The 21,459-nt window shown below is 68.8% G+C and carries 21 protein-coding genes and 1 pseudogene; 14 read left to right on the top strand and 8 right to left on the bottom strand.

Going from position 1 to position 21,459, the window contains the following annotated elements; genetic code table 11:
• Positions 1-36: 36 nt before the first annotated feature.
• Positions 37-213, bottom strand: a pseudogene (locus tag ACIP1U_RS13930) (acyl-CoA dehydrogenase family protein); the annotation flags it as partial.
• 341 nt (positions 214-554) lie between these two features.
• On the opposite strand from ACIP1U_RS13930, the gene ACIP1U_RS13925 reads away from it, so the two are divergent.
• Positions 555-1,319 carry a GntR family transcriptional regulator gene (locus ACIP1U_RS13925; protein WP_400315726.1) on the top strand — a complete coding sequence of 255 codons (765 nt, stop codon included), beginning with the start codon at positions 555-557 and terminating at the stop codon, positions 1,317-1,319.
• Here ACIP1U_RS13925 and ACIP1U_RS13920 read toward each other — a convergent pair.
• A complete protein-coding gene (locus tag ACIP1U_RS13920) occupies positions 1,310-2,200 on the bottom strand; it encodes a LysR family transcriptional regulator (protein WP_400315723.1) in 891 nt (296 codons plus the stop codon). The two genes, ACIP1U_RS13925 and ACIP1U_RS13920, sit on opposite strands and share 10 nt — an antisense overlap.
• A gap of 109 nt (positions 2,201-2,309) precedes the next feature.
• On the opposite strand from ACIP1U_RS13920, the gene ACIP1U_RS13915 reads away from it, so the two are divergent.
• Positions 2,310-2,687 (top strand): cupin domain-containing protein, encoded by a 378-nt coding sequence (locus ACIP1U_RS13915; RefSeq protein WP_400315720.1) that lies wholly within the window; start codon positions 2,310-2,312, stop codon positions 2,685-2,687.
• Between the two features lie 4 nt (positions 2,688-2,691).
• Here ACIP1U_RS13915 and ACIP1U_RS13910 read toward each other — a convergent pair whose 3' ends face one another.
• Both ACIP1U_RS13910 and ACIP1U_RS13905 read right to left on the bottom strand, forming a co-directional pair.
• Positions 2,692-3,894, bottom strand: a complete 1,203-nt coding sequence (locus ACIP1U_RS13910) for an MFS transporter (protein WP_400315717.1) — start codon at positions 3,892-3,894, stop codon at positions 2,692-2,694.
• Between the two features lie 82 nt (positions 3,895-3,976).
• Positions 3,977-4,897, bottom strand: coding sequence for an adenylate/guanylate cyclase domain-containing protein (locus ACIP1U_RS13905; RefSeq protein WP_400315715.1), 921 nt, complete (start codon positions 4,895-4,897; stop codon positions 3,977-3,979).
• Between the two features lie 213 nt (positions 4,898-5,110).
• Between ACIP1U_RS13905 and ACIP1U_RS13900 the strand changes: the two genes are divergently transcribed.
• The 5 genes from ACIP1U_RS13900 (at position 5,111) to ACIP1U_RS13880 (ending at position 10,664) form a co-directional block, all read left to right on the top strand.
• Positions 5,111-5,551 carry a bacterioferritin gene (locus tag ACIP1U_RS13900; protein ID WP_400315712.1) on the top strand — a complete coding sequence of 147 codons (441 nt, stop codon included), beginning with the start codon at positions 5,111-5,113 and terminating at the stop codon, positions 5,549-5,551.
• A 157-nt stretch (positions 5,552-5,708) separates the two neighbouring features.
• Positions 5,709-6,830 carry an AI-2E family transporter gene (locus tag ACIP1U_RS13895; RefSeq protein WP_400315709.1) on the top strand — a complete coding sequence of 374 codons (1,122 nt, stop codon included), beginning with the start codon at positions 5,709-5,711 and terminating at the stop codon, positions 6,828-6,830.
• Between the two features lie 18 nt (positions 6,831-6,848).
• The gene (locus tag ACIP1U_RS13890) at positions 6,849-8,423 is read left to right on the top strand and encodes an efflux transporter outer membrane subunit (protein ID WP_400315706.1); all 1,575 of its coding nucleotides are present in this window, start codon (positions 6,849-6,851) and stop codon (positions 8,421-8,423) included.
• Positions 8,420-9,589 carry an HlyD family secretion protein gene (locus ACIP1U_RS13885; RefSeq protein WP_400315704.1) on the top strand — a complete coding sequence of 390 codons (1,170 nt, stop codon included), beginning with the start codon at positions 8,420-8,422 and terminating at the stop codon, positions 9,587-9,589. The genes ACIP1U_RS13890 and ACIP1U_RS13885 overlap by 4 nt, the downstream gene beginning before the upstream one ends.
• Positions 9,579-10,664, top strand: a complete 1,086-nt coding sequence (locus ACIP1U_RS13880) for a DUF2955 domain-containing protein (RefSeq protein ID WP_400315702.1) — start codon at positions 9,579-9,581, stop codon at positions 10,662-10,664. Before ACIP1U_RS13885 ends, ACIP1U_RS13880 begins: the two co-directional genes overlap by 11 nt.
• A gap of 29 nt (positions 10,665-10,693) precedes the next feature.
• On the opposite strand, the gene ACIP1U_RS13875 is transcribed toward ACIP1U_RS13880, so the two are convergent.
• Positions 10,694-11,506, bottom strand: coding sequence for a BPL-N domain-containing protein (locus ACIP1U_RS13875; RefSeq protein WP_400315699.1), 813 nt, complete (start codon positions 11,504-11,506; stop codon positions 10,694-10,696).
• A gap of 70 nt (positions 11,507-11,576) precedes the next feature.
• Positions 11,577-12,554, bottom strand: a complete 978-nt coding sequence (locus ACIP1U_RS13870) for a LysR family transcriptional regulator (RefSeq protein ID WP_400315696.1) — start codon at positions 12,552-12,554, stop codon at positions 11,577-11,579.
• Positions 12,555-12,647: 93 nt separating this feature from the next.
• On the opposite strand from ACIP1U_RS13870, the gene ACIP1U_RS13865 reads away from it, so the two are divergent.
• The 7 genes from ACIP1U_RS13865 to ggt all read left to right on the top strand — a co-directional run bounded on the left by ACIP1U_RS13865 (position 12,648) and on the right by ggt (position 20,557).
• Positions 12,648-13,835, top strand: coding sequence for a CaiB/BaiF CoA transferase family protein (locus ACIP1U_RS13865; protein WP_400315693.1), 1,188 nt, complete (start codon positions 12,648-12,650; stop codon positions 13,833-13,835).
• On the top strand, positions 13,828-14,967 hold the full coding sequence (locus ACIP1U_RS13860; protein ID WP_400315692.1) for an acyl-CoA dehydrogenase family protein: 1,140 nt from the start codon (positions 13,828-13,830) through the stop codon (positions 14,965-14,967). Before ACIP1U_RS13865 ends, ACIP1U_RS13860 begins: the two co-directional genes overlap by 8 nt.
• A gap of 231 nt (positions 14,968-15,198) precedes the next feature.
• Positions 15,199-16,269, top strand: coding sequence for a PAS domain-containing protein (locus ACIP1U_RS13855; RefSeq protein ID WP_400315689.1), 1,071 nt, complete (start codon positions 15,199-15,201; stop codon positions 16,267-16,269).
• A complete protein-coding gene (locus ACIP1U_RS13850; RefSeq protein ID WP_400315686.1) occupies positions 16,266-16,934 on the top strand; it encodes a response regulator in 669 nt (222 codons plus the stop codon). The genes ACIP1U_RS13855 and ACIP1U_RS13850 overlap by 4 nt, the downstream gene beginning before the upstream one ends.
• Before the next feature lie 135 nt (positions 16,935-17,069).
• Positions 17,070-18,338: an amidohydrolase family protein gene (locus ACIP1U_RS13845; RefSeq protein ID WP_400315684.1), complete on the top strand. Its 1,269-nt coding sequence runs from the start codon at positions 17,070-17,072 to the stop codon at positions 18,336-18,338.
• 39 nt (positions 18,339-18,377) lie between these two features.
• Complete coding sequence (locus ACIP1U_RS13840) at positions 18,378-18,632, top strand: DUF1097 domain-containing protein (RefSeq protein WP_400315682.1); 255 nt, start codon at positions 18,378-18,380, stop codon at positions 18,630-18,632.
• Between the two features lie 206 nt (positions 18,633-18,838).
• Positions 18,839-20,557 carry a gamma-glutamyltransferase gene (gene ggt, locus ACIP1U_RS13835; RefSeq protein WP_400315679.1) on the top strand — a complete coding sequence of 573 codons (1,719 nt, stop codon included), beginning with the start codon at positions 18,839-18,841 and terminating at the stop codon, positions 20,555-20,557.
• An 11-nt stretch (positions 20,558-20,568) separates the two neighbouring features.
• Here ggt and ACIP1U_RS13830 read toward each other — a convergent pair whose 3' ends face one another.
• Both ACIP1U_RS13830 and ACIP1U_RS13825 read right to left on the bottom strand, forming a co-directional pair.
• The gene (locus ACIP1U_RS13830; RefSeq protein WP_063240740.1) at positions 20,569-20,793 is read right to left on the bottom strand and encodes a DUF3820 family protein; all 225 of its coding nucleotides are present in this window, start codon (positions 20,791-20,793) and stop codon (positions 20,569-20,571) included.
• 70 nt (positions 20,794-20,863) lie between these two features.
• Entirely contained in the window at positions 20,864-21,253 is a 390-nt protein-coding gene (locus ACIP1U_RS13825) for a hypothetical protein (protein WP_400315676.1), read from the bottom strand.
• Positions 21,254-21,459: the final 206 nt, after the last annotated feature.

The raw sequence follows: 21,459 nt of genomic DNA, 5'->3' as shown, positions 1-21,459 counted from the left end.
GGCCGCTGGCGCGGCGGGCATCAGAATGCGGTGTCGCTCATAGGCGCCCAGCCCCAGGCCGCCGAATTCCTCGGGAATCAGAATGCCGAAGTAGCCAAGCCCGGCTATCTCGTCGATCAGTTCGCGCGGGATCTGGCCTTTTTCGGGATCCAGCTTGTTGGCGATGGGCATCACGCGCTCCATCGCGAACTGGCGCCCGGCCTCCTGGATCATGCGGCGCTCTTCGGTCAGTTTTGCACTGCTTCACTCCTTTGCGGCGATCCGTGCGTCTATCTAATATGTCCGTACATCGTAAATCGATGGGGAGGGGGCCAGGCAAGTTGGTCGTCGGCACCCACCCAAATATGGTTGGGGTTAAATCGAGCACATGCTGCCAGATATGGGGAGTACGCCGCGACGGTGGACAATCCGCTTTTTCCTGTACACTATGTGCGGACATATGATTGAGTCATGCCCCGGGGTGTGCCTGAACCTGAAGGACGCTGCCGTCATCGCCGGCGATGCCGCGCGTGCGCTTACAATTCGCCTCTGCTCCAAGCCGCCATTGCTACCCCATGCGCAACGAACTGAAGGACAAGCCCGCCGCGGCGCCCCGCTATGCCGAACTGGCCAGCACGCTGGTGCGCGATATCCAGGAGGGCCGCCGCGTGGTCGGCAGCCTGCTGCCCACCGAGCCGGAGCTGGCCGGGCAGCACGGCGTCAGCCGCCACACGGTGCGCGCCGCGCTGACGCTGCTGCAGGACTGGGGCTATATCTCTCGGAAGAAGGCGGTGGGGACCATCGTCGCCAGCGCCAACCCCGATGCCGCCTACACGCAGTCGTTCGGCACCGCCGAAGACCTCGTGCGCGTGGCGGCCACGGAGATCCGCAGCATTGGCTCGGCGCGCCGCGTCACGCTCGACCGCGCCGACGCGCGCCTGCTGGAAGCGCCGATGGGCAGCGAATGGCTGCGTTTCAGCGGCACGCGCGTGGATGCGCGCAAGGGCAATACGCCGGTGGCGCATGCGGAGATCTACATCGATGCCGCGCTGGCGCACCTCGAACCGGCCATCCGCGACAACCCCCAGGTGCTGGTCAGCGCGCTGATCGAGCGCGAATGCGGGCTGGCGATTGCCGAGATCCGGCAGGTCATCCGCGGCGTGCTGATCGACGAGGGGATGGCGCGGGAACTGGGCACCGAACCGGGCTCGGCAGGCCTGCGGCTGATCCGCCATTACAAGGACGCGCAGGGCAAGATCCTGGAAATCACCGACACCATTTACCCGGCCGACCGGGTGACCGTGGCGTTCCAGCTCAAGCGCGGCCGGGCTCAGTTGTAGCGCTGCACGGACAGCGCATCCGCCAGTGCCCTGACCCGCAGCGGGATATGCCGGTGGCTGGGATAGACCAGCGAGACCGGCAGCGCCGCCGGCCGGTACTTCTGCAGCACCTCCACCAGTCCGCCCCGGGCCACTTCCTGCCCGGCCATGTAACTCGGCACCTGCACCAGCCCGAGCCCCGCCACGGCGGCCTGCACCAGCGCCTCGCCATCGCCCAGCCGCACCTCGCCATCGGGCATCAAGGAGAGGTCGCGCCTGCCGCTGCGGAATTGCCAGGGCCGGTCGCGGCCGCTGGAGGGCAGGCGGAACAGCAGGCAGGTATGCCGCAGGACGTCGGCAGGGGTTTGCGGCGCGCCGTGGCGGGCCAGGTAGGCAGGACTGGCACAGGTCCAGATCTGCTGCTTGTCGAACTGCCGCCCGACCAGGCGCGAGTCGGCCAGCGGGCCGATGCGCACGGCGGCGTCGAGTCCGTCGCGAATGATGTCGACGACACCATCGGAAAAGCGCGCGTCGATCTTCAGCTCCGGATGGCTTGTCCGGAGCCGGGCCAGCACCGGCAGCACCACCAGCCGGCCATAGACCAGCGGCATGTCGATGCGCAGCGTGCCGCGCGGCCCGGTGCGCGCGTCCGCGGCGGCGGCGTCGAGCGATTCCAGCTCTTCCAGGATGCGCTGGCAGCGGGCGTGCAAGGCTTCGCCGTCCGGCGACAGCGTGACCTGCCGCGTGGTGCGCTGGAACAGCCGCACGCCCAACTGCGCCTCCAGCCGCGCCACGTTCTTGGCGACCGCGGACGGCGTCAGCCCGAGTTCGCGCGCCGCGCTGGCGAAGCTGGCATGGCGGGCCGCCGCCGAAAACGACACGATAAGCTCGAGACTGGCCATGGCATCTCCCGATTACCGACTCTGTGTCGTCAATATTAGGACTATTGATGCCGTTCACACCCTGGCTGGGGCGGCCATACTACAAGCGACCGCAACCAAGGAGACAGCCATGAGCGTGATCCGCAATGCAGAACTTCCCCGCAGCGCCTTGCCCGGCATCGATCACGTGACGCTGGCGGGATCGGCGCAGGGGCTCGCCCACCTGTCGGTCTGGCAGCAGAGCATCGCGCCCGGCGCGGCCACGCCGCCGCACCGCCATGACTGCGAGGAAGTGGTGATCATCCAGTCCGGCCGGGGCGAGCTGCACCTGCAAGGACGGGTACAGGCCTTCGGCCCGGATACGACGCTGGTGGTGCCGCGCAACGCCGTGCACCAGATCATCAACGTGGGGGAAGCGCCGCTGGCGCTGATCGGCATCCTGTCGGTGTCGCCGGTGCCGGTGTTCTTTCCTGACGGCACGCCGATCGAGCTGCCGTGGCACTCGTGAACCGCTACCGCTGGCCGGAGCGTGCCTGCTGGCGCAAAGTGTGAGTGCGGGCGGCGAGATAGGGCAGGTTTGCCGCGACGAAGAATGCCAGCAGCAGCGCGCCCGCGCTCCATGCGAGCGCCGGCACCCACGCCATCAGGCTGGCCAGTATCGCGCCCTTGGCGGCGCCGGACGCCACCATTGCGATGCGCAGGAAAGCGGCGATGGCAAGCACGGCAAACACCAATCCGGTGAGCTTGCCTTCGCGGCCCACATGCCCGGCATCGAGCGCGGCATTGGCCGCCGCGCCGAACATGATGCCCCACATGCCGCCGGCCAGGCATTGCGCGGCCAGCACCGCCTGCAGCGAAGCGGCGGCAATGAAACCGGACAATGCCAGCGCGCCCAGCACCGATGCGGCGAGCAGCAGCACGTGGGCAGGAAAGCGCCGCAGCCATGGCGTCTCGGGCAGCAGCACGCACAGGGCGAAGCCGATCCAGAACGCCGGCATCAGTCGTGTCAGGTCAGGGCTCGAGACGAAGCGCAGGTAGGCCGGCGCCGAATTGATCGCAGTGTGGACCTGGAAGCCCAGCGCGAGCAGCCAGACCGCCACGAACAGCAGCCACAGGCGCCGCGGGCCGGCGCTGGCAGCCGGCTCCGTCCTGCCAGCCTGGGTTGCCGGCGGCAATTCCACCCAGCGCAGCGCGACTACGGCCAGCACCAGCGCCGCGCTGGCCGCGGCAAAGGGGATCAACGGCGAAGCCTCGCGCAGCCGCGCCGTCAGCACCGGTGCCACCGCGCCGGCCAGTCCGATGCCGAGCAGTGATGCCAAGACCAGGAACGACGAAGCTGAACCCTGCAGGCGCCGCGCGATGATCACCATGGGCGGCGCGCGCAAGGCCGAAGAGGTGGCCGCCCATAACGCCGTCAGGGCAAGCAGCAGCACAGGTGAGGAAGCCGAAGGCAGCAGCACGAACGCCACCGCGGAAACGACCGACAGCGCCAGGATCCAGCCGCCGAGCCGGCGCATGCCGTTGGCGACACGGTCGGCGGCGATGCCCAGCGCCAGGTCCATGGCGACGAAGATCACCTGGTCCATCACCAGGATCCACGCGACGTGCGCGCGGGGGATGCCTGCCTGCGCGGCCAGCTGCGGCAGGAACGCCACGTAGAGGGTCCACGTGACCGCCAGCAGGAACTGCACGGAGCAGAAGATCAATGCGCGCATGCGGCCCACCTTGCCTGGTCTTTTTTTTGGAAGGGTCCGCAGGCGGAGAATCTCCGCACCACCGAACCGTGCGGGACCCGCCTCAGTCTTCCTCGACAAAGAACTCAATCGCCTCCTGGCCGGCATCGCCGGGCGGCGAGAACGTGATCCAGCCATGCCCCCGCAGCGTGATCTCGTCACGGCGCAGCATCAGGCTGTCTTCGCCGTCGATGCGGACATGGGTGCCGTTGGAGCTGCGGTCGATCAGTACGAAGCGGCCGCCGCGGGGCTCGACAGTCGCCTGGAAGCGCGACACCTGCCGGTCCAGGATGACGATGCTCATGGTGGAGTCCCGGCCGATGGTCAGCGGCGCCGAGGAGGCGTCCATCTCGAACAGGGTGTCGCGGTAGCGCAGCGACAGGAACAGCGAGCGGCGCGCGGCGAGGTCCACCGGGGCGACCAACGTCAGTTCGGTGTTCTGCTGCCAGATCGCCTCGTACAGTTCCACCAGCTGGTGCTTGCCCCGCACCTGGATCGGATACAACGCGCGCGTCATCTGCCGCAGCGGTGCCGACAACTGCTCCACCGCATGCTTGCTGGTGATGATCTGCCCGCGCGAGGCCAGCTTGACCAGCCGCGCGGCCAGGTTGACCGTGTCGCCGAACACGTCGCCGCCTTCGTCCGACAGGATCGGGCCGTGGTGGAAACCGATGTGGATCGACAAGGCAATGCCGGCGATGGGCGCCAGCCCGGCCACGCCTTCCTGCATGTCGAGTGCGGCTTGCATCGCATGGTCGGCGGCGGGGAACAGCACCATGATTTCGTCGCCGATGGTCTTGACCACGCGCCCCTGCGCCAGCGCGGCGCGCGCCTTCATCAGCGCCAGGCAATGGCGGATGGCGGCGAGTGCCACTGCGTCGCCGGCCTTGTCGTAGAGCCGCGTGCTGTCGCAGATGTCCGCGAACATCACGGCGCCGTCGCCGCCGTCGCATTGATCAGCTGGCGAACCTGGATTCTTTTGCATCACCGGCGATGTTGTCAGTGTTCCGGGCAGGGCCGCGCCGGGCTACTTCAGGCGCGCGCCACGTCTGCATGATAGGAATTCCGCTGCCGGATTGCTGCCCCGCACGCGCTTGCCGGCCGGTGCGCGAAGCCTCAGGTGTGGCGTGGCGCCGACTAGAATGAATCAGCCTGCTAATCAGCTGTTCCTGTCCCTGCAACCCGTGAGGAAGATGCCATGGCGGAAATCGAGAAAGACAAGGTGGTCGGGGTGCTGAACCAGATACTGGAAGCCGAACTCGCCGGGGTTGTGCGCTATACGCACTACTCATTCCTGGTGTTCGGTTTCGGGCGCATTCCGGTGGTGTCGTGGCTGCGCGAACAAGCCAATGAATCGCTGCTGCATGCGCAGCAGGCCGGGGAGTGGATCACTACCCTGGGCGCGTACCCCTCGCTCGGCATCGCCGCGCTGCTGGACAGCCACACGACCGACATCGGCACCATCCTGCGCGAATCGCTGGCGACCGAGCGGCAGGCGCTGGACCTGTACCGCCAGCTGCTGGGCCTGGTCGAGGGCCGCTCGGTGGCGCTGGAAGAATATGCGCGCCAGTCGATCCAGCTGGAGGAACTGCATGCGGGCGAGGTCGAGAAGATGCTGCGCAAGCCCGGACAAGCGTAGTTGAGGCGGGCCGGCGCCGTGGCACGCATGCGGCCCGGGTGACGGAAAGGTTGCCCGAGCCGCCCTGGCTCGCCTAGACTGGATTGCGGCCGGCGCTGAGCACAAGGCTGGCGTACCGATGTGAACCTTTGCGGCTTGCACCGCGGGGAGACAATCGATGTTGCCCACGCCCATTTCCGAGAAGGCGCTGTCCCGCGGGTTGCTTGACGTCCTGATCCGCGCGGGGCTGATCGCCGTCCTGGCGATCTTCTGCTTCCAGATATTCCACCCGTTCGTGGACCTGCTGCTGTGGTCGGTGATCCTGGCGGTCACCATATACCCGCTGCAGGTCAGGCTGCGCAAACGCCTGGGCGGCCATGACGGGCGTGTCGCCACGCTGATCGTGGTGCTGGTCCTCGCCATCATCCTGGTGCCGACCTACCTGCTGGGCGAGGCCCTGGTCGAGTCCGTGGAGAACGCCATCGCCATGGTCAGGGACGACCGCGTGCATATCCCGATGCCGGCGGAGTCGGTCGCCGCGTGGCCGTTTGTCGGGCAGCGCCTCTACGACTTCTGGCTGCAGGCGGCCACTGACATGACCGCGGTGATGGAAAAGCTGATGCCGCAACTCAAGGGTTTCAGCCTGGCGCTGCTGGGCAAGCTCGCTGGCGTCGGCGTGGCCCTGCTGATCTTGCTGTTCGCGCTGATCATCGCCGGCATCATCATGGCCTATGGCGAGGAAGGGACGCGCAGCGCCAGGCAGATCGCCTCGCGCGTGTTTGGCCCGGAGCGCGGCCCCCGGCTGGCCGACCTGTGCACCGCCACCATTCGCGCGGTGGCGCAGGGCGTGGTGGGCATCGCCTTTATCCAGATGCTGCTGATCGGCGTCGGCTTCGTCATCAAGGGCATTCCCGGCGCCGGCCTGCTGGCGCTGGCGGTGCTGCTGCTCGGCATCATGCAGTTGCCGGCGACGCTGATCACGATCCCGGTGATCGCCTTTGTCTTCGCCACCGAGGGTGCCAGCCTGGCGACCGTGATATTTGCCATCTACACCTTTGTCGCGGGACTGGCCGACAACGTGCTCAAGCCGCTGATGCTGGGCCGTGGCGTGGACGTGCCGATGCCGGTGGTGCTGATCGGCGCGCTGGGCGGGATGGTCACAGGCGGCGTCATCGGGCTGTTTATCGGCCCCGTGATGCTGGCCGTGGCCTACCGGTTGTTCTGGCAGTGGGTCGAAGACCAGCCGCAGCCGCAGCCAACCCCGCCGGTTCCCGAATCCATCGAGCAGACTGCGGAATAGTGCCAGGCGGCTCGCCCCATGCCCGCCCGCAACCGGCTCAACGGAATGCTGCTGGCCGGCGCGCTGTGCCTGGGCGCGTGCGCGCGGGTGGGGCCGGACTTCCAGCCGCAGCGCGAGGCGTGGACGCCTTCATGGGACAGCCCTGCGCTGCAGCGCGCGACTGAACAGCGCCCGGCGCCGGACTTGCGGCAGTGGTGGCAGGTATTCGGCGATCCCACGCTGGAGCGCCTGATCGCCGAGGCCGATGCCAACAATGCCGGCCTGCGCATCGCCGGCCTGCGCGTGATGGAAGCGCGCGCGCAGCTCGGCATCGCCCAGAGCGGCCGCTACCCGCAACTGCAGCAGGTGAGCACCGACGCGCTGTACACCGCCAGCCGCCAGGCCGGCGGGCGCAACCCGCAGAACAGCCGCTTCTGGCAGTTCAGCGCGGGCTTCGACATCGGCTGGGAACTGGACTTCTGGGGGCGCTTCAGCCGCGCCATTGAATCCGCCGATGCCGCGTATTTTGCCGCGCGCGCCAACCACGAGGATGTGCTGGTGCTGCTGCGCGCCCAGATGGCTGAAACCTACTTCGCGCTGCGCACCGCCGAGGCGCGGCTGCGCATCGCCCGCGACAATGCCCGGCTGCAGCAGCGCAGCTATGAAATCACCGAGCGCCTGTTCCGCAGCGGCGAGACCGACGAGCTTGACCTGCAGCAAGCCAAGACGCAGTACCTGGGCACGCTCAGCAGCATCCCGGAGTTCGAGGGGCAGATCCTGCGCACGCGCAATGCGCTCGCGGTGCTGGCGGGCCATCCGCCCGGCGCGCTGCCGGAGTTGCCCGAGCTCGCGGAGCGGGAAGGGGCCCTCCCGCTGATCGACCGCGCCGTGGTGCAGGACGTGCCGGCCAGCCTGCTGGTGCGCCGTCCGGATGTGCGCGCCGCCGAGCTGCAGATCGCGGCGCAGTCCGCGCTGATCGGCGTGGCCGAGGCCGATCTCTACCCGTCGCTGTCGCTGCTGGGCAGCATCGTCTGGTCCGCCGGCACGCTGGCCGGCACGCCCAACACACTGGCGCTGGTCGGCGGGCCAAGCCTGCGCTGGAACGTGTTCGACTATGGCCGCATCCGCAACAACGTGCGGGTGCAGGACGCACGCCTGCAGCAGCTGATCGTGGCCTACCAGGACGCGGTGCGGCAGGCCGCGCGCGAAGCCGACGATGCCGCCAGCGGCCTGCTCAAGTCGCTCGAGCGCGAACAGATCCTGCGCGAAGGCACCGTCGCCGCCAACCGCTCGCTGTCGCTGGCCAATTCGCTCTACCGCGAGGGCTATTCCGACTTCCAGCGCGTGCTGGACGCGCAGCGCGCGCTGGCGGCCCAGCAGGACGCCTACGTGCTCAACCGCAGCAGCGCCGTGAGCAACCTGATCGCGCTGTACAAGGCGCTGGGCGGCGGGTGGCACAGCGAACTGCCTCTGGTCGACCCGGCGACGCGCCAGCAGATGCAGCAGCGCACCAACTGGGGCGATTTGTTCGACGAAGCCGGGCGGCCGTCCGCGCCTGCCGGGGCCGGCGCCCCTGCGACACCACGGCAGGTATCCAACGCGGAGGCCCGATGAGCGACACGCCACAGCCCGCGGCAGTCCCGCCGTCGCCAGCGCAGTCACCACCGCCCCCGCCCCCGCCCCCGCCGCCCGCGGCGGCACCGGCCGCCGATCCGGCAAAGAAAGGCATCCGCTGGGTGCTCGTGCTGATCGCTGTCAGCCTGGTGTGGTACCTGCTGGCCGACCGGCTCACGCCCTATACCCAGCAGGCGCGCGTGCAGGCCTTCGTGGTGCCGGTGGCGTCGGAGGTGGCGGGGCGCGTGACCCGCGTCCATGTGCGCAACAACCAGGACGTTGCGGCCGGCGCGGTGCTGTTCGAGGTCGACCCACAGCACTACCGGATCGCCGCCGACCGCGCGCGCGCCGACCTGGAGTCGACGCGCCGGCAGATCGGCGCCAGCACCGCCGGCATCGAATCGGCGCAGGCGGCGCTGCGCGCGGCACGCGCCAACGAGGTCAAGGCGCGCCAGGACAGCGAACGCCTGGAGCGCCTGTACAGCGAGGATCCGGGCACCATATCGCTGCGCCGGCTGGAGATCGCGCGTGCCAGCCTGGAAGCGGCCACCGCCCAGGTGGCCGCGGCCCGCGCCGAAGTCCAGCGCGCGCGCGAGCAGGAGGGCGGCAGCGCGGAAGACAACGCCAAGCTGCGCAGCGCCGCCGCCGCGCTGGAAAAGGCGGAACTCGACCTTGCCAATACCAGCGTACGCGCGCGCTCGGCCGGGCTGGTCACCGACCTGCGCACCGAGACCGGCCAGTTTGCCGCCGCGGGCAATCCGGTCATGACGCTGATCACCATCCACGACGTGTGGATCAACGCGGAGATGACCGAGAACAACCTTGGCCACGTGGTGCCCGGCACGCCGGTAGCGATCGTGCTGGATTCGCTGCCGGGGCGGATCTTCACCGGGCGCGTGCGCAGCGTCGGCTACGGCGTCAGTGTCGGCGGCCCCCCAACGGCGCCCGGCAGCTTGCCGACTGTGCAGAACAGCCGCGACTGGCTGCGCCCGGCCCAGCGTTTCCCGGTGACGGTGGGGTTCGATCCGGGGCAGTTGTCGTCGCTGCGCGGCGTGCGCGTGGGCGGGCAGGCCGAAGTCATGGCGTTTCCGACGCAGGGCAATCCGCTCAACCCGCTCGGCCGTGCCTTCCTGTACCTGATGAGCTGGCTGTCGTATGTCTACTGACAGGCCCGCGCCGCCTTTGCCGTCACCTTCGCCGCCACCCTCGCTGCCACCTTCGCTGCCACCTTCGCCACGCGCACGGCGCGCGCTGCGACTGGCCAGCGGCACCGCGTTGTGCCTGGCGGCCAGCTTCGGGCTGGGCCTGCCGATCCCGATGCTCGCGCCCGTCCTTGCCGTATTCCTGCTCGCCAGCATGGACCGTCCGCTGGCGTTCAAGGCCGGTGCAGGCCTGGCGCTGGTGACGATGCTGACCACCGGCAGCGGCCTGCTGCTGATTCCCTTGTTGCGCCACTATCCGGCGAGCGGCGTGCTGCTGACCGCCCTGTGCCTGTTCCTGGCATTCCGCTACGGGCTGCGCGGCGGCAACAACCTGGTGTCGACCTTCCTGGTGATCGGCCTGACCATGATCTCGTCCGCCGGCACCTTCGACTTCGGGCTGGCCGTGACGGTCATCGCCGCGCTGGTCAAGGGCCTGCTGCTGGCGGTGCTGGCGCTGGCGCTCGGGCACTGGCTTTTTCCCGAGCCCGCGGGTGTGCCGCCGGTGCCCCCGGCCAGCGCGCTGCCGGACGACCTGGCGGCGTGGGTCGCGCTGCGCGCGGCGCTGGTGGTCATGCCCGCCTTCCTGCTCACGATGACCGATCCCACCGCCTACATGCCGATCATCATGAAGGCGGTCAGCCTGGGCCGGCAGAGCTGCACCACCTCCGCGCGCAACGCGGGCCGCGAGCTGCTGGGCTCGACGCTGCTCGGCGGCCTGCTGGCGATCGTGTTCTGGGGCGCGCTCAGCCTGTTCGTGCACCTGTGGATGTATTTCCTGTGGATGCTGCTGTTCGCGCTGCTGGTGGCGCGCAAGCTCTACGGGCTCAGCCCCACGCGCCAGGCGCCCGGCTTCTGGCTCAACACGCTGGTGACGCTCGTCATCCTGCTGGGGCAGTCGGTGCAGGACAGCGCGGCGGGCAAGGACGTCTATACCGCCTTTATCGTGCGCATGGGGCTGTTTATCGGCGTCACGCTGTACGCGTGGCTGATGATCGAACTGCTCGACCAGCCGCGCGCGGTGCGCAGCACGGCACGCTGATACGGGCGCCGCGTGCTGGTGTCATGACACTAACCCAGCGCAAGGCCGCCATGCGCCAGCAACTGGCGGAACACGGCCAGCTGGGTATCACCGGTCTCGGCCAGCCGGTGGCACACGTGGACGTGGGCATCCATGTCGGCGTGGCTGCGCAGCGCATCCTTGCACTCGCGCTCGGAAATCTCCAGATGGACCCCCGTCAGGATGGCGCGCCCGTAGCCGACACGCGCGGCCACGATGGCGGGCGGGGTGCCGGCCATGCCCGTGTAGACCGCCAAAACCTGCGTATCGGGGTTGGGGGGGGCGGGCTCGCCCCCGAAATCGAACAGGCAGCCGCCGTGGTAATGCGTGTAGAGCGAGACCGGCACCGGCGTCAGGTGGCCAGTGGTGCGGATCTCCACGGCGGCGGCGGTGCGCGGCGTGCCGTCGTACAGGCGTCCGCCGGTGAGGTCCGGCAACGAGCCGACCGCCACTGCGTCGACAAAGCGCAACTCGCGCGCGCCGCAGATCGCGCCCGGGGTGCCGGCGTGAAAGGCAAGTTCGCGGCACGCGTAATAGGCGCCGGCGCAGATGCCAAGGTAGACGCCGCCCCGTTCGACAAAGCTGCGGATGCGCGCGTTGGGTGCGCCATTGAGCGCCGCGCAGTAGGGCAGGTCGGCGCCGCCTGGCATCACGAACATCACCGCGTCGTCGAACAGCGTGGGGTCGTGGCGGATATCGTCGGCCATGACCGCGCGGATCTCGTAGGCGCCGGCCTGCAGCTGGTGGCCGATGGTGCGCATCAGGCAGGCGGTCCAGTCGGAGGCGCCGGCGTCGACATACGTCAGGATCTGGGGCTTGGACATGCTGGTCGTGGCGTTTTGCTCGGGAGGGGGCGCAGGCAAGGCAGGTAACGCGGCGCCCCTGGCTTGCTTTCTACCTTAGTTTTCGCGCTGGCGCAGTACCGGCTTTCCTGGGGGCCGCCCGCGCCGCCATTGTTTCCCTGACGGCTTCGCGTACACATTCCGCCAGCAGCGCCGCGGCGCGCGTCTGGGCGGTACCGGCCTGCGCGATCACCAGCGGCTGGCGCACCGTTTCCTCCAGGATCGGCTTCTCCACGACACTGGCCGACTGGCCGGACGCTGGCGCCTGCGTGATCAGCAGCGCTGAACCCAGCCCGTTCGCCACCATGCTGCGCGCCAGTTCCAGCGACGTGGCGCGGTAGCGTACTTCCGGCTGCAGGCCGAATTGCCAGAACGGCGCCATCAGGAATTCGCGGCTGTGCGGCAGGTCGATCAGGATCAGCGGCTCGCGCGCCAATGCGTGCAGCGAGATCGCGGCCTTGCCGCGGGCCAGCTTCGAGCCGGCCGGCACCAGCCCGTAGGGCCGCAGTTCCGCCAGCACTTCGCGGCCGATCTCGGCAGGCAGCCCCACGTCGTAGGTCAGCGCCAGTTCGATCTGGCCGCCGTGCAGCCAGTCTTCGAGCTGGGCCAGGTCGCCTTCCACAAAGCGCACGGCGAGCCGGGGATAGCGCTCGCGCGCCACGCGCAGCACCGCCGGCAGGTAGGCCGGCGCCAACGTGCGGAACACGCCGATCCGCACCTCGCCGGCGTCGCCGTCGCCGCGCTTGTCAGTCTCGAATGCCGTTGCCGCTCCCAGAATCTGGCGTGCTTCCGCCAGCTTGCGTGCCCCAAAGCGGGTCAGGGCCAGCTTTGTGCCCGCATCGCGGGCGAACAGTGCGTCGTCGAACAAGGTTTCCAACTCTCGGATGGCGACCGAGATGGAAGGCTGCGAGACGTTCAGCAGCCGTGCCGCGGCCGTGGTGCTGCCGGTTTCCGCCGTGGCGGCGAAGTATCGCAACAGGCGCAGCGAGACGCGCGAGGAGGAGGGCAGCGAAGTGGGCAGCGATGGCATTAAGAAAGGCTATACGTGCTACTCGAAATCAATATTTTACTTGATAGCCTGCGCTGCGCAGAATCGGCGCACAAGCCCTGGAGGAGCAAGACCATGACGCAATCCAACCTGCCTGATTTGCCCGATCTCCCGCTAGCCGGCCTGCGCGTGATCGATTTCTCGCGCGTGCTCGCCGGCCCCTATTGCACCGCGCTGCTTGGCGACCTCGGCGCCGAGGTCATCAAGGTAGAGCCGCCCGGCGGCGACGACTATCGCGCGGTCGGCCCCTTCGCCGACGGCAAGAGCGGCCTGTTCTCCGCGATGAACCGCAACAAGCAGAGCATCGTGATCGACCTGAAGACGGAGGACGGTCTGGCGGTCGCCCGCGCGCTGTGCCGCGGTGCCGACGTGGTGGTGGAAAACTTCCGCCCCGGCGTGGCGGACAAGCTCGGCATCGGCTACGCCGCGCTGCGCGAGCTGAACCCGTCGCTGGTGTACGCCAGCGTGTCGGGCTTCGGCCAGACCGGCCCGGAATCGCACCGCCCGGCCTACGACATCATCCTGCAGGCGATGTGCGGGCTGATGGACGCCACCGGCGCGCCCGACGGCGCCCCGACCATGCTCGGCGAAGCCGTGTCCGATGCGGTCAGCGGCCTGTTCGCCTCGTGGGGCGTGCTGGCTGCGCTGCTGGCGCGCGAGAGGACGGGTCGCGGCACGCATGTCGATGTGTCGATGTTCGACGCCACGCTCAGCCTCAGCGCCACGCTGGTCGCCCGCTACGCGGCCACAGGGCTGGCGCCGCGGCGCGTCGGCAACCGCCATCCGTCGTCGGCGCCGTTTGGCGCGTATCGCGCCGCGGATGGCTTCTACGTGGTGGCGGTGCTGAATAACAAGCTGTTCCAGGCGCTTGCCGACGCCATCGGCCAGCCCGCGATGGCGCGCGACCCGCGCTTTGCCGATGACGAGACGCGGTGCCGCTTCGAGTCTGACCTGCGCGCCATGCTGGAAGGCTGGTCGGCCACGCGCACGGTGGCGGAGGTGAACGCAGTGCTCGGCGCCGCCGGCATCCCGGTCGCGCCGATCTGCAACGTCAAGGAAGCGCTGGAAAGCGAGCACGCGGCGCATCGCCGCCTGCTGACCGAGGTGCCCGACACGGGCGGCGGCACGGTGCGCCTGCCGTCGCAGCCGGTCAAGTTTTCCGCGTACGGCGCCAACCGCGTGACGCCCGCGCCGGCACTGGGCCAGCACACCGAGGCCATCCTGGCCGCGCACGATTTCGATAAGGAGAAGCAACATGCATAAGCGAATGGGCGTCGAAGCGGAAGACCTGGAGATCGCCGACGCGATCGGCCGCTTCGCGCAGAGCGAGCTGGCCCCGAACGCCGCCGAAGTGGACCGCGCCGAAACCTCCACCACGCGCTACGTGCCGCAGCTTGCCGAACTCGGCCTGATGGGCATGAACCTGCCGGAACGCTGGGGTGGCACCGAGACTTCGCCGGTCGCGCTGATCCTGTCGCTGGCCGAAGTCGCGAAGGCTTGCGCTTCAACCTCGTCGATGATCGGCGCGCACTACCTGGCCACCGACTCCATCCTCATCGGTGGCGACGACAGCCTGCGCGAACGCTACCTGCCTGATGCCGCCGCCGGCCGCAAGCTGGGCGCGTTCGCGCTGACCGAACCGCGCGCCGGCTCCAACCCGGCCGACATGGCCACGCGCGCCATGCCCGAAGGCGGCGGCTACCGCCTGCGCGGCGTCAAGCATTTCATCTCCAACGCCGACGCCGCCGACTTTATCGTCGTCTATGCCAAGACCGATCCCGCGGCCGGCACGCGCGGCATCAGCGCCTTCGTGGTGGATCGGCACAGCGCCGGCGTGGACGTCGCGCCCGCCGAGAAACTGATGGGCATCCGCGGCGCGCCGGCGCACGAGGTGGCGCTGGACTGCTTCGTCCCCGCCGCAAACCGGCTGGGAGCGGAAGGCAGCGGCTTCCGCACCGCGATGAAGGTGCTCGACAACAGCCGTCTCGACGTGGCCGCCACCAGCCTCGGCATAGCCGAAGCGGCGCTGGCGTGCGCGGTCGACTGGGCCAGGCAGCGCCAGGTCGGTGGCGAACCGCTGGCGCGCAAGCAGGGCCTGCAGTGGATGTTCGCGGACATGCGCACGCGGCTGGAAGCGGCCTGGCTGCTGACGTTGCAGGCCGCGGTGCGGCGCCGCGACGGCGAGCCTTTCACCGAACACGCATCGATGGCCAAGCTCTATGCCTCGGAGATGGTCGCCTTCGTCACCGATACCGCACTGCAGATCCACGGCGGCTACGGCTTCACGCGCGAAATGCCGCTGGAGCGGCTGGTGCGCGATGCGCGCATCCTGCGCATCTACGAAGGCTCGTCGGAGATCCAGCGCACGGTGATTGCGCGCGCGGTGCTGGCATAGGGCGGGTGCCACGCGACGCCCCGTCCGCATCCGGCGATCTCGCCCATTCAGGAAAACGACAAGGGCGCCGCCGCCCGCCGCTGGCTATAGTGTGCGGCGGGACAAGGAGGCACCGCACCTCGCGCGCCTGGTGTGCAACCCATGCGCAATCGGCATGAATGCATGCGCGTCCCGAATCAATCCGAAAGACCGGAACGGCAGGGCGGCGGGCAGCCCTGCAAAGGGGAAGGCATGGATGTCGAACTGCAGCGCGCCATACTGAACAACATCCCGGACCAGGCGTGGCTAAAAGACGCGAGCTCGCGCTACGTACTGGTCAATGACGCCTTCATGGCCGCATGCGGACGCACCGAGGCCGAGATCCTGGGCAGCACGCCCGACCAGGTCTGGTCGGCGGAATGGGGCCAGGTCTACCTCGATACCGACAAGGCGGTGGTCGACAGCGGCGTGCGCCGCCGCTACGAGGAAAGCCGGCATGGCAAGGACGGCAGCGTGCGCTGGTTCGACACCATCAAGATGCCGATCCGCAACCCGCGCGGCGACGTGATCGGCACGGTGGGGATCTCGCGCGATATCACCGACCGCAAGCGCTCGGAGCAGGAGCTGCTGGCCTCGCGCGCGCAGCTGCGCGAGCTGTCAGCGCACCTGCAATCCGTGCGCGAGGCCGAACGCACCCGGATCTCGCGCGAGCTGCACGATGAGCTGGGGCAGTCGCTGACGGCCTTGCGCCTGGGACTGAGCTTCATCGAGGCACAGCAGGGCCCGGCCGCCGACGATGCGTACCGCAAGCACCTGCAGATGCTCAAGGAGATCGCGGACTCGACCGTGGAAGCCGTGCAACGCATTGCAGCGGACCTGCGCCCGCCCGTTCTGGACGAGCTGGGGCTGGCCTCGGCGATCGACTGGCTGGTCGAGTCGGTGTCGGAGCGCGGTGGCATTACCGGCGAGAAAACGCTCCAGCCGGTGGCGGACCTCGGCGCCGAAGTCAGCACTGCAATCTTCCGGATCGCCCAGGAGGCGCTGACCAATGCCTGCCGCCATGGCCAGGCCGATCGCGTGCGCGTCGAACTGAGCGAGGCGGGCGGCATCCTGCGGCTGGTGGTCGCCGATAACGGCTGCGGCATCGATACGTCCGTGACCGGCCGCCGGCGCAGCCTGGGTTTGCTCGGCATGCGCGAGCGTGCGCTGATGCTGGGCGGCAAGCTGGTGGTGACCAGCGAGAAGGGCCACGGCACGCGGATCGAGGCGCTGATTCCGCGCGATGCCGGTGTTGCCGGGTTTGCGGGAGGAGACACCAGATGATCCGCATCCTGCTGGCCGACGACCACACCATTATCCGCGACGGGCTGAAGAAGATCCTGTCTACCGTGCCGGACATGCAGGTGGTGGCCGAGGCCGCCGACGGCAACGAACTGCTCGCGCTGCTGCGCGCCGGCCTGCCGGACGTGCTGCTGCTCGATATGTCGATGCCGGGCCGCAGCGGCATCGTGCTGATCCAGCAACTGCAGGCCAGTTATCCCGCGCTGCCCGTGCTGGTGCTGAGCATGTACCGTGAGTCGCAGTACGCGGTACAGGCGATCCGCGCCGGCGCGGCCGGGTATCTCACCAAGAATGTCGAATCGGACCAGCTGATCGGCGCCATCCGGAAGGTGGCGCGCGGCGGCACCGCGGTGTCGGGCGCGATCGCCGACAAGCTGATCGGGCAGGCGCGCCAGCCGCTGGCAGCCTTGCCGCATGCGCGGCTGACGGCGCGCGAACTGCAGGTGTTCCAGATGCTGGCCGAAGGGCAGGGCATCAATGAGATCGCGCTGACGCTGTCGCTCAGCGGCAAGACGGTCAGTACGCACAAGGCCAACATCCTGGCCAAGCTGGAGCTTACGTCGACTGCCGGGCTGGTGCACTACGCCATCCGGCACGGGCTGCTGGCGGATGCGGAGGAGGTCGGCGAGGCGAGCCATATCCCATAGCATGGTGCGGCGCAGCTAGGCCGATCCTTAGGTCGAATTCAGCCGATCCTGATGCAGCCGGCGCGCGCCGGCACCTACGCTTCAGGTCACGGGGCAGCAGCTCCGCCAGAACGACAAGACCTGAGGAGACACGCCATGCAGCTGGACCTGCTGATCCGGGATGCGTGCGTCCGCGACGACGCGCCCCTGACCGATATCGCCATCCGCGACGGGCGCATTGCCGCCATCGAGCCCGGCATCGACGCGCCGGCGCACGAAGTGATCGAAGCCGGCGGTCGCGCCGCCATCCCGGGCCTGGTGGAACCGCATCTGCACCTGGACAAGGCGCTGCTGCATCGCCGGCTGCCCGCCCGGCTGGGCACGCTCGACGAGGCCATCCGCGTCACCGGCATCCTGAAAAGCAAGCAGCAGCGGCACGACGTGCTGGACCGCTCGCGCCAGGTGCTGGACATGGCGGTCAGGCATGGCACCGTCGCGATCCGCGCCCATCCCGACGTCGACCTGATCCAGGGGCTGATTGGCGTGGAGACGCTGCTGGAACTCAAGACGGAGTACCAGGACCTGCTCGACCTGCAGATCGTGGCCTTCCCGCAGGAGGGCATCCTGAAGTCGCAGGGCACGCGCGAGCTGATGATCGAGGCCATGGATATGGGCGCGGACGTGGTCGGCGGCTGCCCGTACAACGAGCTGAGCTGGGCCGACACCGTGCGCCATATCGACATGGTGTTCGAGCTGGCGCAACGCTATGACGCGCCGGTCGACATGCATGCCGACTTTGCCGACGACACCGCCGACCAGCGGTTTGCCGCGGTGGACTACATCGCGCGGAAGACCATCGAATGTGGTTACCAGGGCCGCGTCTCGCTGGGCCACGTGACCAGCCTGGGCGCGCTCGACACGGCGCAGCTGGAGCCGCTGGTGGCGCAATTGCGCGAGGCCGGCATCAGCATCGTGACCCTGCCGGCGACCGACCTGTACCTGGGCGGGCGCAAGGACGCGCAGAACCAGCGCCGCGGGCTGACGCCGGTGAAGGCCCTGCATCACGGCGGGGTCAACGTGGCTTATTCGTCCAACAACATCCGCAATGCCTTCACGCCGTTCGGCAAGGCCGACATGCTGCAGATCGGCAACATGCTCGCGCACGTGGCGCAGTTCGGCGTGCCGGAGCACCAGCTCGCGGTGCTCGGCATGGGCACGCACAACGCCGCGCGCGCGATCGGGCTGCAGGACAGCTATGGCCTGGAAGTGGGCCGGCAGGCCGATATCGTGATCCTCGATGCCTTCAAGGTGGCGGACGCGCTGATCGACATTCCGCCGCGCCTGTGGGTGGTCAAGCGCGGGCGGATCACGGTGGTGACGCAGCACCGCTGCGACATCCGCCGGCACCGTTGCTGCGCGCACTGAACCGCCCCCATTCCGTTCAAGGCTTTCAAGGAGACGATCATGAAGAAGCTGCCCGCCGAAGTCGTGGCCTCGCTGCTGGCCATCACCACCGTTCCCATTGCCGCGCATGCCTCGCACCTGCCGCCATGGGCCATCTTTATCAGCTGGGCCGCGACCTTTGCCATGGGCGGGCCCACGCCGGAGAACCTGAAGAAGATCTGGCCGACCTTGCCGGTGGGATCGCTGTTTGCGTTCGTGATCGTGCTGTGCTTCCGCCAGGCCGCCGAGCAGTTCTCGGCGCCGTCTTTGCCATGAATGCGCTGGGGCCGGCTTATGCCTGGATCAAGGCGCGCTACTCGGCGCCGGAAAGCCTGGTCGAGCGGCCGTACCCAGCGCGCAAGCGCGAGGCCTGAGCCGCTATCACATCGTCATCATCATCGCGGCTGCCCGCTTGGCGACAGCACGGCGCAGCCGCTTCCGGGGAAGTGGGAATGAAATACATGGGCATGGAATACATGGGCATGAAACATACGATCGAAGTCGATCCCTGCGGCGGCACCTCGCGCAGGGCTTTCCTGGCGAGTTCGGCAGCGCTGGCGGGCAGCACGATCCTCGCGCCAGCAAGCGCCGAGGCGGTGCAGGACGCCGCGGCCGCGGCGCGCAACGGCCTGGCGCATTCGGATGCGGGCATGGTCACAAGCCCGCATGGGCTTGCCAGCCAGGCGGGGCTGGAAGTGCTGAAGGCAGGCGGCAATGCGATCGAAGCCGCGATTGCGATCGGGGCGGTGCTGAGCGTGACCTATCCGCATTTCACCGGGCTGGGCGGCGATGCCTTCCTGGTGATCAGCGACCGCGACGGCAATGTGCGCTCGTTCTCCGGGATCGGGCAGGCCGCCGCCGAAGCGCCGGGCTACAGCGGCGCCATCCCGTTGCGCGGGCCGGGTTCCGCGCTGACGGCGGCCGCGACAGTCGCGATCTGGGACCGCGCCTTTGCCTTCAGCAAGAGCCAGTGGGGCGGTACCCAGTCCTGGTCGACACTGCTGGCGCGCGCCACCGAATACGCCGCCAACGGGTTCCCGGTCACGCCGTCGCAGTGCTTCTGGCAGGAGTTCCGTGCCGCGGACCTGCCGGCCTGGAGCGGCTTCGGCCGCGTGTTCGCGCCCGGCGGGCGCATGCCGAAACCAGGCGAAATGTTCCGCCAGCCCGAGCTGGCGCGCACGCTGGACCGGCTGGCGACGCAGGGCGGACGGGAGTTCTATGAGGGCGACATCGCCGGCCGGCTTGCGGCCGGGCTGGCGCAGTCCGGCTCGCCGTTGCGCGCCAATGACCTGGCGCGCTGCCAGGCACGCGAGGAAGTGCCGCTGCGCGTTGCCTACCGTGGCGGCGAACTGCTCGGCCTGCGCCCGCCCACGCAGGGCGTGACGACGCTGGAGATCATGGGGATCCTCGACCGCTTCGACCTGTCGTCCGTGCCCGAGGGCAGTGCGGACTACTATCACCTGCTGGTCGAAGCCGTGAAGCTGGCGTTCCTGGATCGCAATCGCTACGTTGCCGATCCCGATTTTGTCGACGTGCCAGTGGATCGGCTGCTGTCGCGCCGGCACCTGGATGCGCAGGCGCAACGCATCCGCATGGCAAGGGCCATGCCGTGGCCGCATGTCTACCAGCCCGGCGATACGGTGTATATCGGCGCGGCCGACCGCGAGGGCCGCTGCGTCAGCATGCTGCAGACCGTGTATTTCGACTGGGGCAGCGGCGTGGTGGTGGGCGACACGGGCGTGCTCTGGCACAACCGCGGCGCGTCGTTCAGCCTCGATCCCGCCAGCCCCAACGTGCTGCAGGGCGGCAAGCGGCCCTTCCATACGCTGAACCCGGGTATCTATCTGAAGAACGGCCGCCCGCGGCTGCTGTATGGCACGCAGGGCGCCGACGGACAGCCGCAGACGCTGGCGGCGGTGCTGACGCGGATGATCGACTACGACATGGATCCGCTGACCGCGCTTGGCCGGCCGCGCTTCCTGCTGGGCAAGACTTTCTCCGACAGCCGCGACAGCCTCAAGCTCGAACAGGACGCCGGCAAACAGGTGTTCAGTGATCTGGCGGCGCGCGGACACCAGTTGAGCCCGATCCCGGCGCAGAGCCAGCTGGCGGGGCATCCGGGCGCGATCCGGATCGGTCCGAAGGGGCAGCTTGCCGGCGCGCACGACCCGCGCAGCGACGGCCGCGCGCTGGGCCTCTAGCCGGCGCGGGGTTAGCCGCGCCCGCGCAACGGCTTGAGCAGATGCGACAGCCCGTTGTGGTCGAGTTCGTGCATCAGCGCCAGAAGCCCGCCAATCTCCCCTGGCGGGAAGCCTTCGCGGGCGAACCAGTTCAGGTAGTTGCCCGGCAGGTCGGCAATCACCGTGCCCTTGTGCTTGCCATAGGGCATGGTGACGCTGACGAGCCGCTTCAGTGCGTCGGAATCGAACGGAGTCATGGTGGCGTCAAATCGGCAGGGCGCTACGCTACCACAGCTTGCGCCCGCCGTTGACGCGCGGGAGCTGGCGTCAGGCGCCGTCGAGGAAGGTGCTGCGCTGGCCCAGGCGGGTGCCGAGCGCATCGGGGGCCAGGCTCATGCTGGCGGGGTCGACAGCGCTGGCAGGCGCGGTTGCCTGCATCGGATCGACCGGAGCCGGGGCCATGCCCGGTTGCGCTGGCTGGCCTGCCGGTGCATACGGGCTGGCCGCGCCCGGGGCCTGCGCGACCTGCGCGGACGGCATGGCGCCCGGCATGGCTTGCACCGGCTGCGCGGACGGCGCCGGCTGGATGGCTTGCATCGGTTGCGTGGCTTGCATCGGCTGGGCCGGTTGAAGGGGCTGGGCCTGCTGTGCGAACAGCGGGTAGGACGCGACCATCGCGCCAGCCATCAACAGGGATTTCGCCAGATGTTGCTTCATGCGTGTACCTCCAAAATTGCCTTCAGGCATGGGAAGGGCCACTTTAGCGCCGAGGCACCTGACATTCTGTTTGTTTTTGCAACGGTGATTTACCAGCCTTGCCATGGGCGCGTGACCGGGTTAAATGCGCGCGCGATGCCAGCGCCGCCGGAGATCGACTGGATCGAACGCGCATTCGTGCCGGGATTGCCGGCCATGGAAGCGGC

The organism is Cupriavidus sp. NPDC089707 (assembly GCF_044748965.1).
Classification (GTDB): domain Bacteria; phylum Pseudomonadota; class Gammaproteobacteria; order Burkholderiales; family Burkholderiaceae; genus Cupriavidus.
This window is presented reverse-complemented; position numbering and strand designations above follow the sequence as displayed.

Coding starts and splice junctions, on each gene's coding strand:
- ACIP1U_RS13925 (WP_400315726.1), top strand. CDS start 555: ATGCGCAACGAACTGAAGGACAAGCCCGCCGCGGCGCCCCGCTATGCC.
- ACIP1U_RS13920 (WP_400315723.1), bottom strand. CDS start 2,200: ATGGCCAGTCTCGAGCTTATCGTGTCGTTTTCGGCGGCGGCCCGCCAT.
- ACIP1U_RS13915 (WP_400315720.1), top strand. CDS start 2,310: ATGAGCGTGATCCGCAATGCAGAACTTCCCCGCAGCGCCTTGCCCGGC.
- ACIP1U_RS13910 (WP_400315717.1), bottom strand. CDS start 3,894: ATGCGCGCATTGATCTTCTGCTCCGTGCAGTTCCTGCTGGCGGTCACG.
- ACIP1U_RS13905 (WP_400315715.1), bottom strand. CDS start 4,897: ATGCAAAAGAATCCAGGTTCGCCAGCTGATCAATGCGACGGCGGCGAC.
- ACIP1U_RS13900 (WP_400315712.1), top strand. CDS start 5,111: ATGGCGGAAATCGAGAAAGACAAGGTGGTCGGGGTGCTGAACCAGATA.
- ACIP1U_RS13895 (WP_400315709.1), top strand. CDS start 5,709: ATGTTGCCCACGCCCATTTCCGAGAAGGCGCTGTCCCGCGGGTTGCTT.
- ACIP1U_RS13890 (WP_400315706.1), top strand. CDS start 6,849: ATGCCCGCCCGCAACCGGCTCAACGGAATGCTGCTGGCCGGCGCGCTG.
- ACIP1U_RS13885 (WP_400315704.1), top strand. CDS start 8,420: ATGAGCGACACGCCACAGCCCGCGGCAGTCCCGCCGTCGCCAGCGCAG.
- ACIP1U_RS13880 (WP_400315702.1), top strand. CDS start 9,579: ATGTCTACTGACAGGCCCGCGCCGCCTTTGCCGTCACCTTCGCCGCCA.
- ACIP1U_RS13875 (WP_400315699.1), bottom strand. CDS start 11,506: ATGTCCAAGCCCCAGATCCTGACGTATGTCGACGCCGGCGCCTCCGAC.
- ACIP1U_RS13870 (WP_400315696.1), bottom strand. CDS start 12,554: ATGCCATCGCTGCCCACTTCGCTGCCCTCCTCCTCGCGCGTCTCGCTG.
- ACIP1U_RS13865 (WP_400315693.1), top strand. CDS start 12,648: ATGACGCAATCCAACCTGCCTGATTTGCCCGATCTCCCGCTAGCCGGC.
- ACIP1U_RS13860 (WP_400315692.1), top strand. CDS start 13,828: ATGCATAAGCGAATGGGCGTCGAAGCGGAAGACCTGGAGATCGCCGAC.
- ACIP1U_RS13855 (WP_400315689.1), top strand. CDS start 15,199: ATGGATGTCGAACTGCAGCGCGCCATACTGAACAACATCCCGGACCAG.
- ACIP1U_RS13850 (WP_400315686.1), top strand. CDS start 16,266: ATGATCCGCATCCTGCTGGCCGACGACCACACCATTATCCGCGACGGG.
- ACIP1U_RS13845 (WP_400315684.1), top strand. CDS start 17,070: ATGCAGCTGGACCTGCTGATCCGGGATGCGTGCGTCCGCGACGACGCG.
- ACIP1U_RS13840 (WP_400315682.1), top strand. CDS start 18,378: ATGAAGAAGCTGCCCGCCGAAGTCGTGGCCTCGCTGCTGGCCATCACC.
- ggt (WP_400315679.1), top strand. CDS start 18,839: ATGAAACATACGATCGAAGTCGATCCCTGCGGCGGCACCTCGCGCAGG.
- ACIP1U_RS13830 (WP_063240740.1), bottom strand. CDS start 20,793: ATGACTCCGTTCGATTCCGACGCACTGAAGCGGCTCGTCAGCGTCACC.
- ACIP1U_RS13825 (WP_400315676.1), bottom strand. CDS start 21,253: ATGAAGCAACATCTGGCGAAATCCCTGTTGATGGCTGGCGCGATGGTC.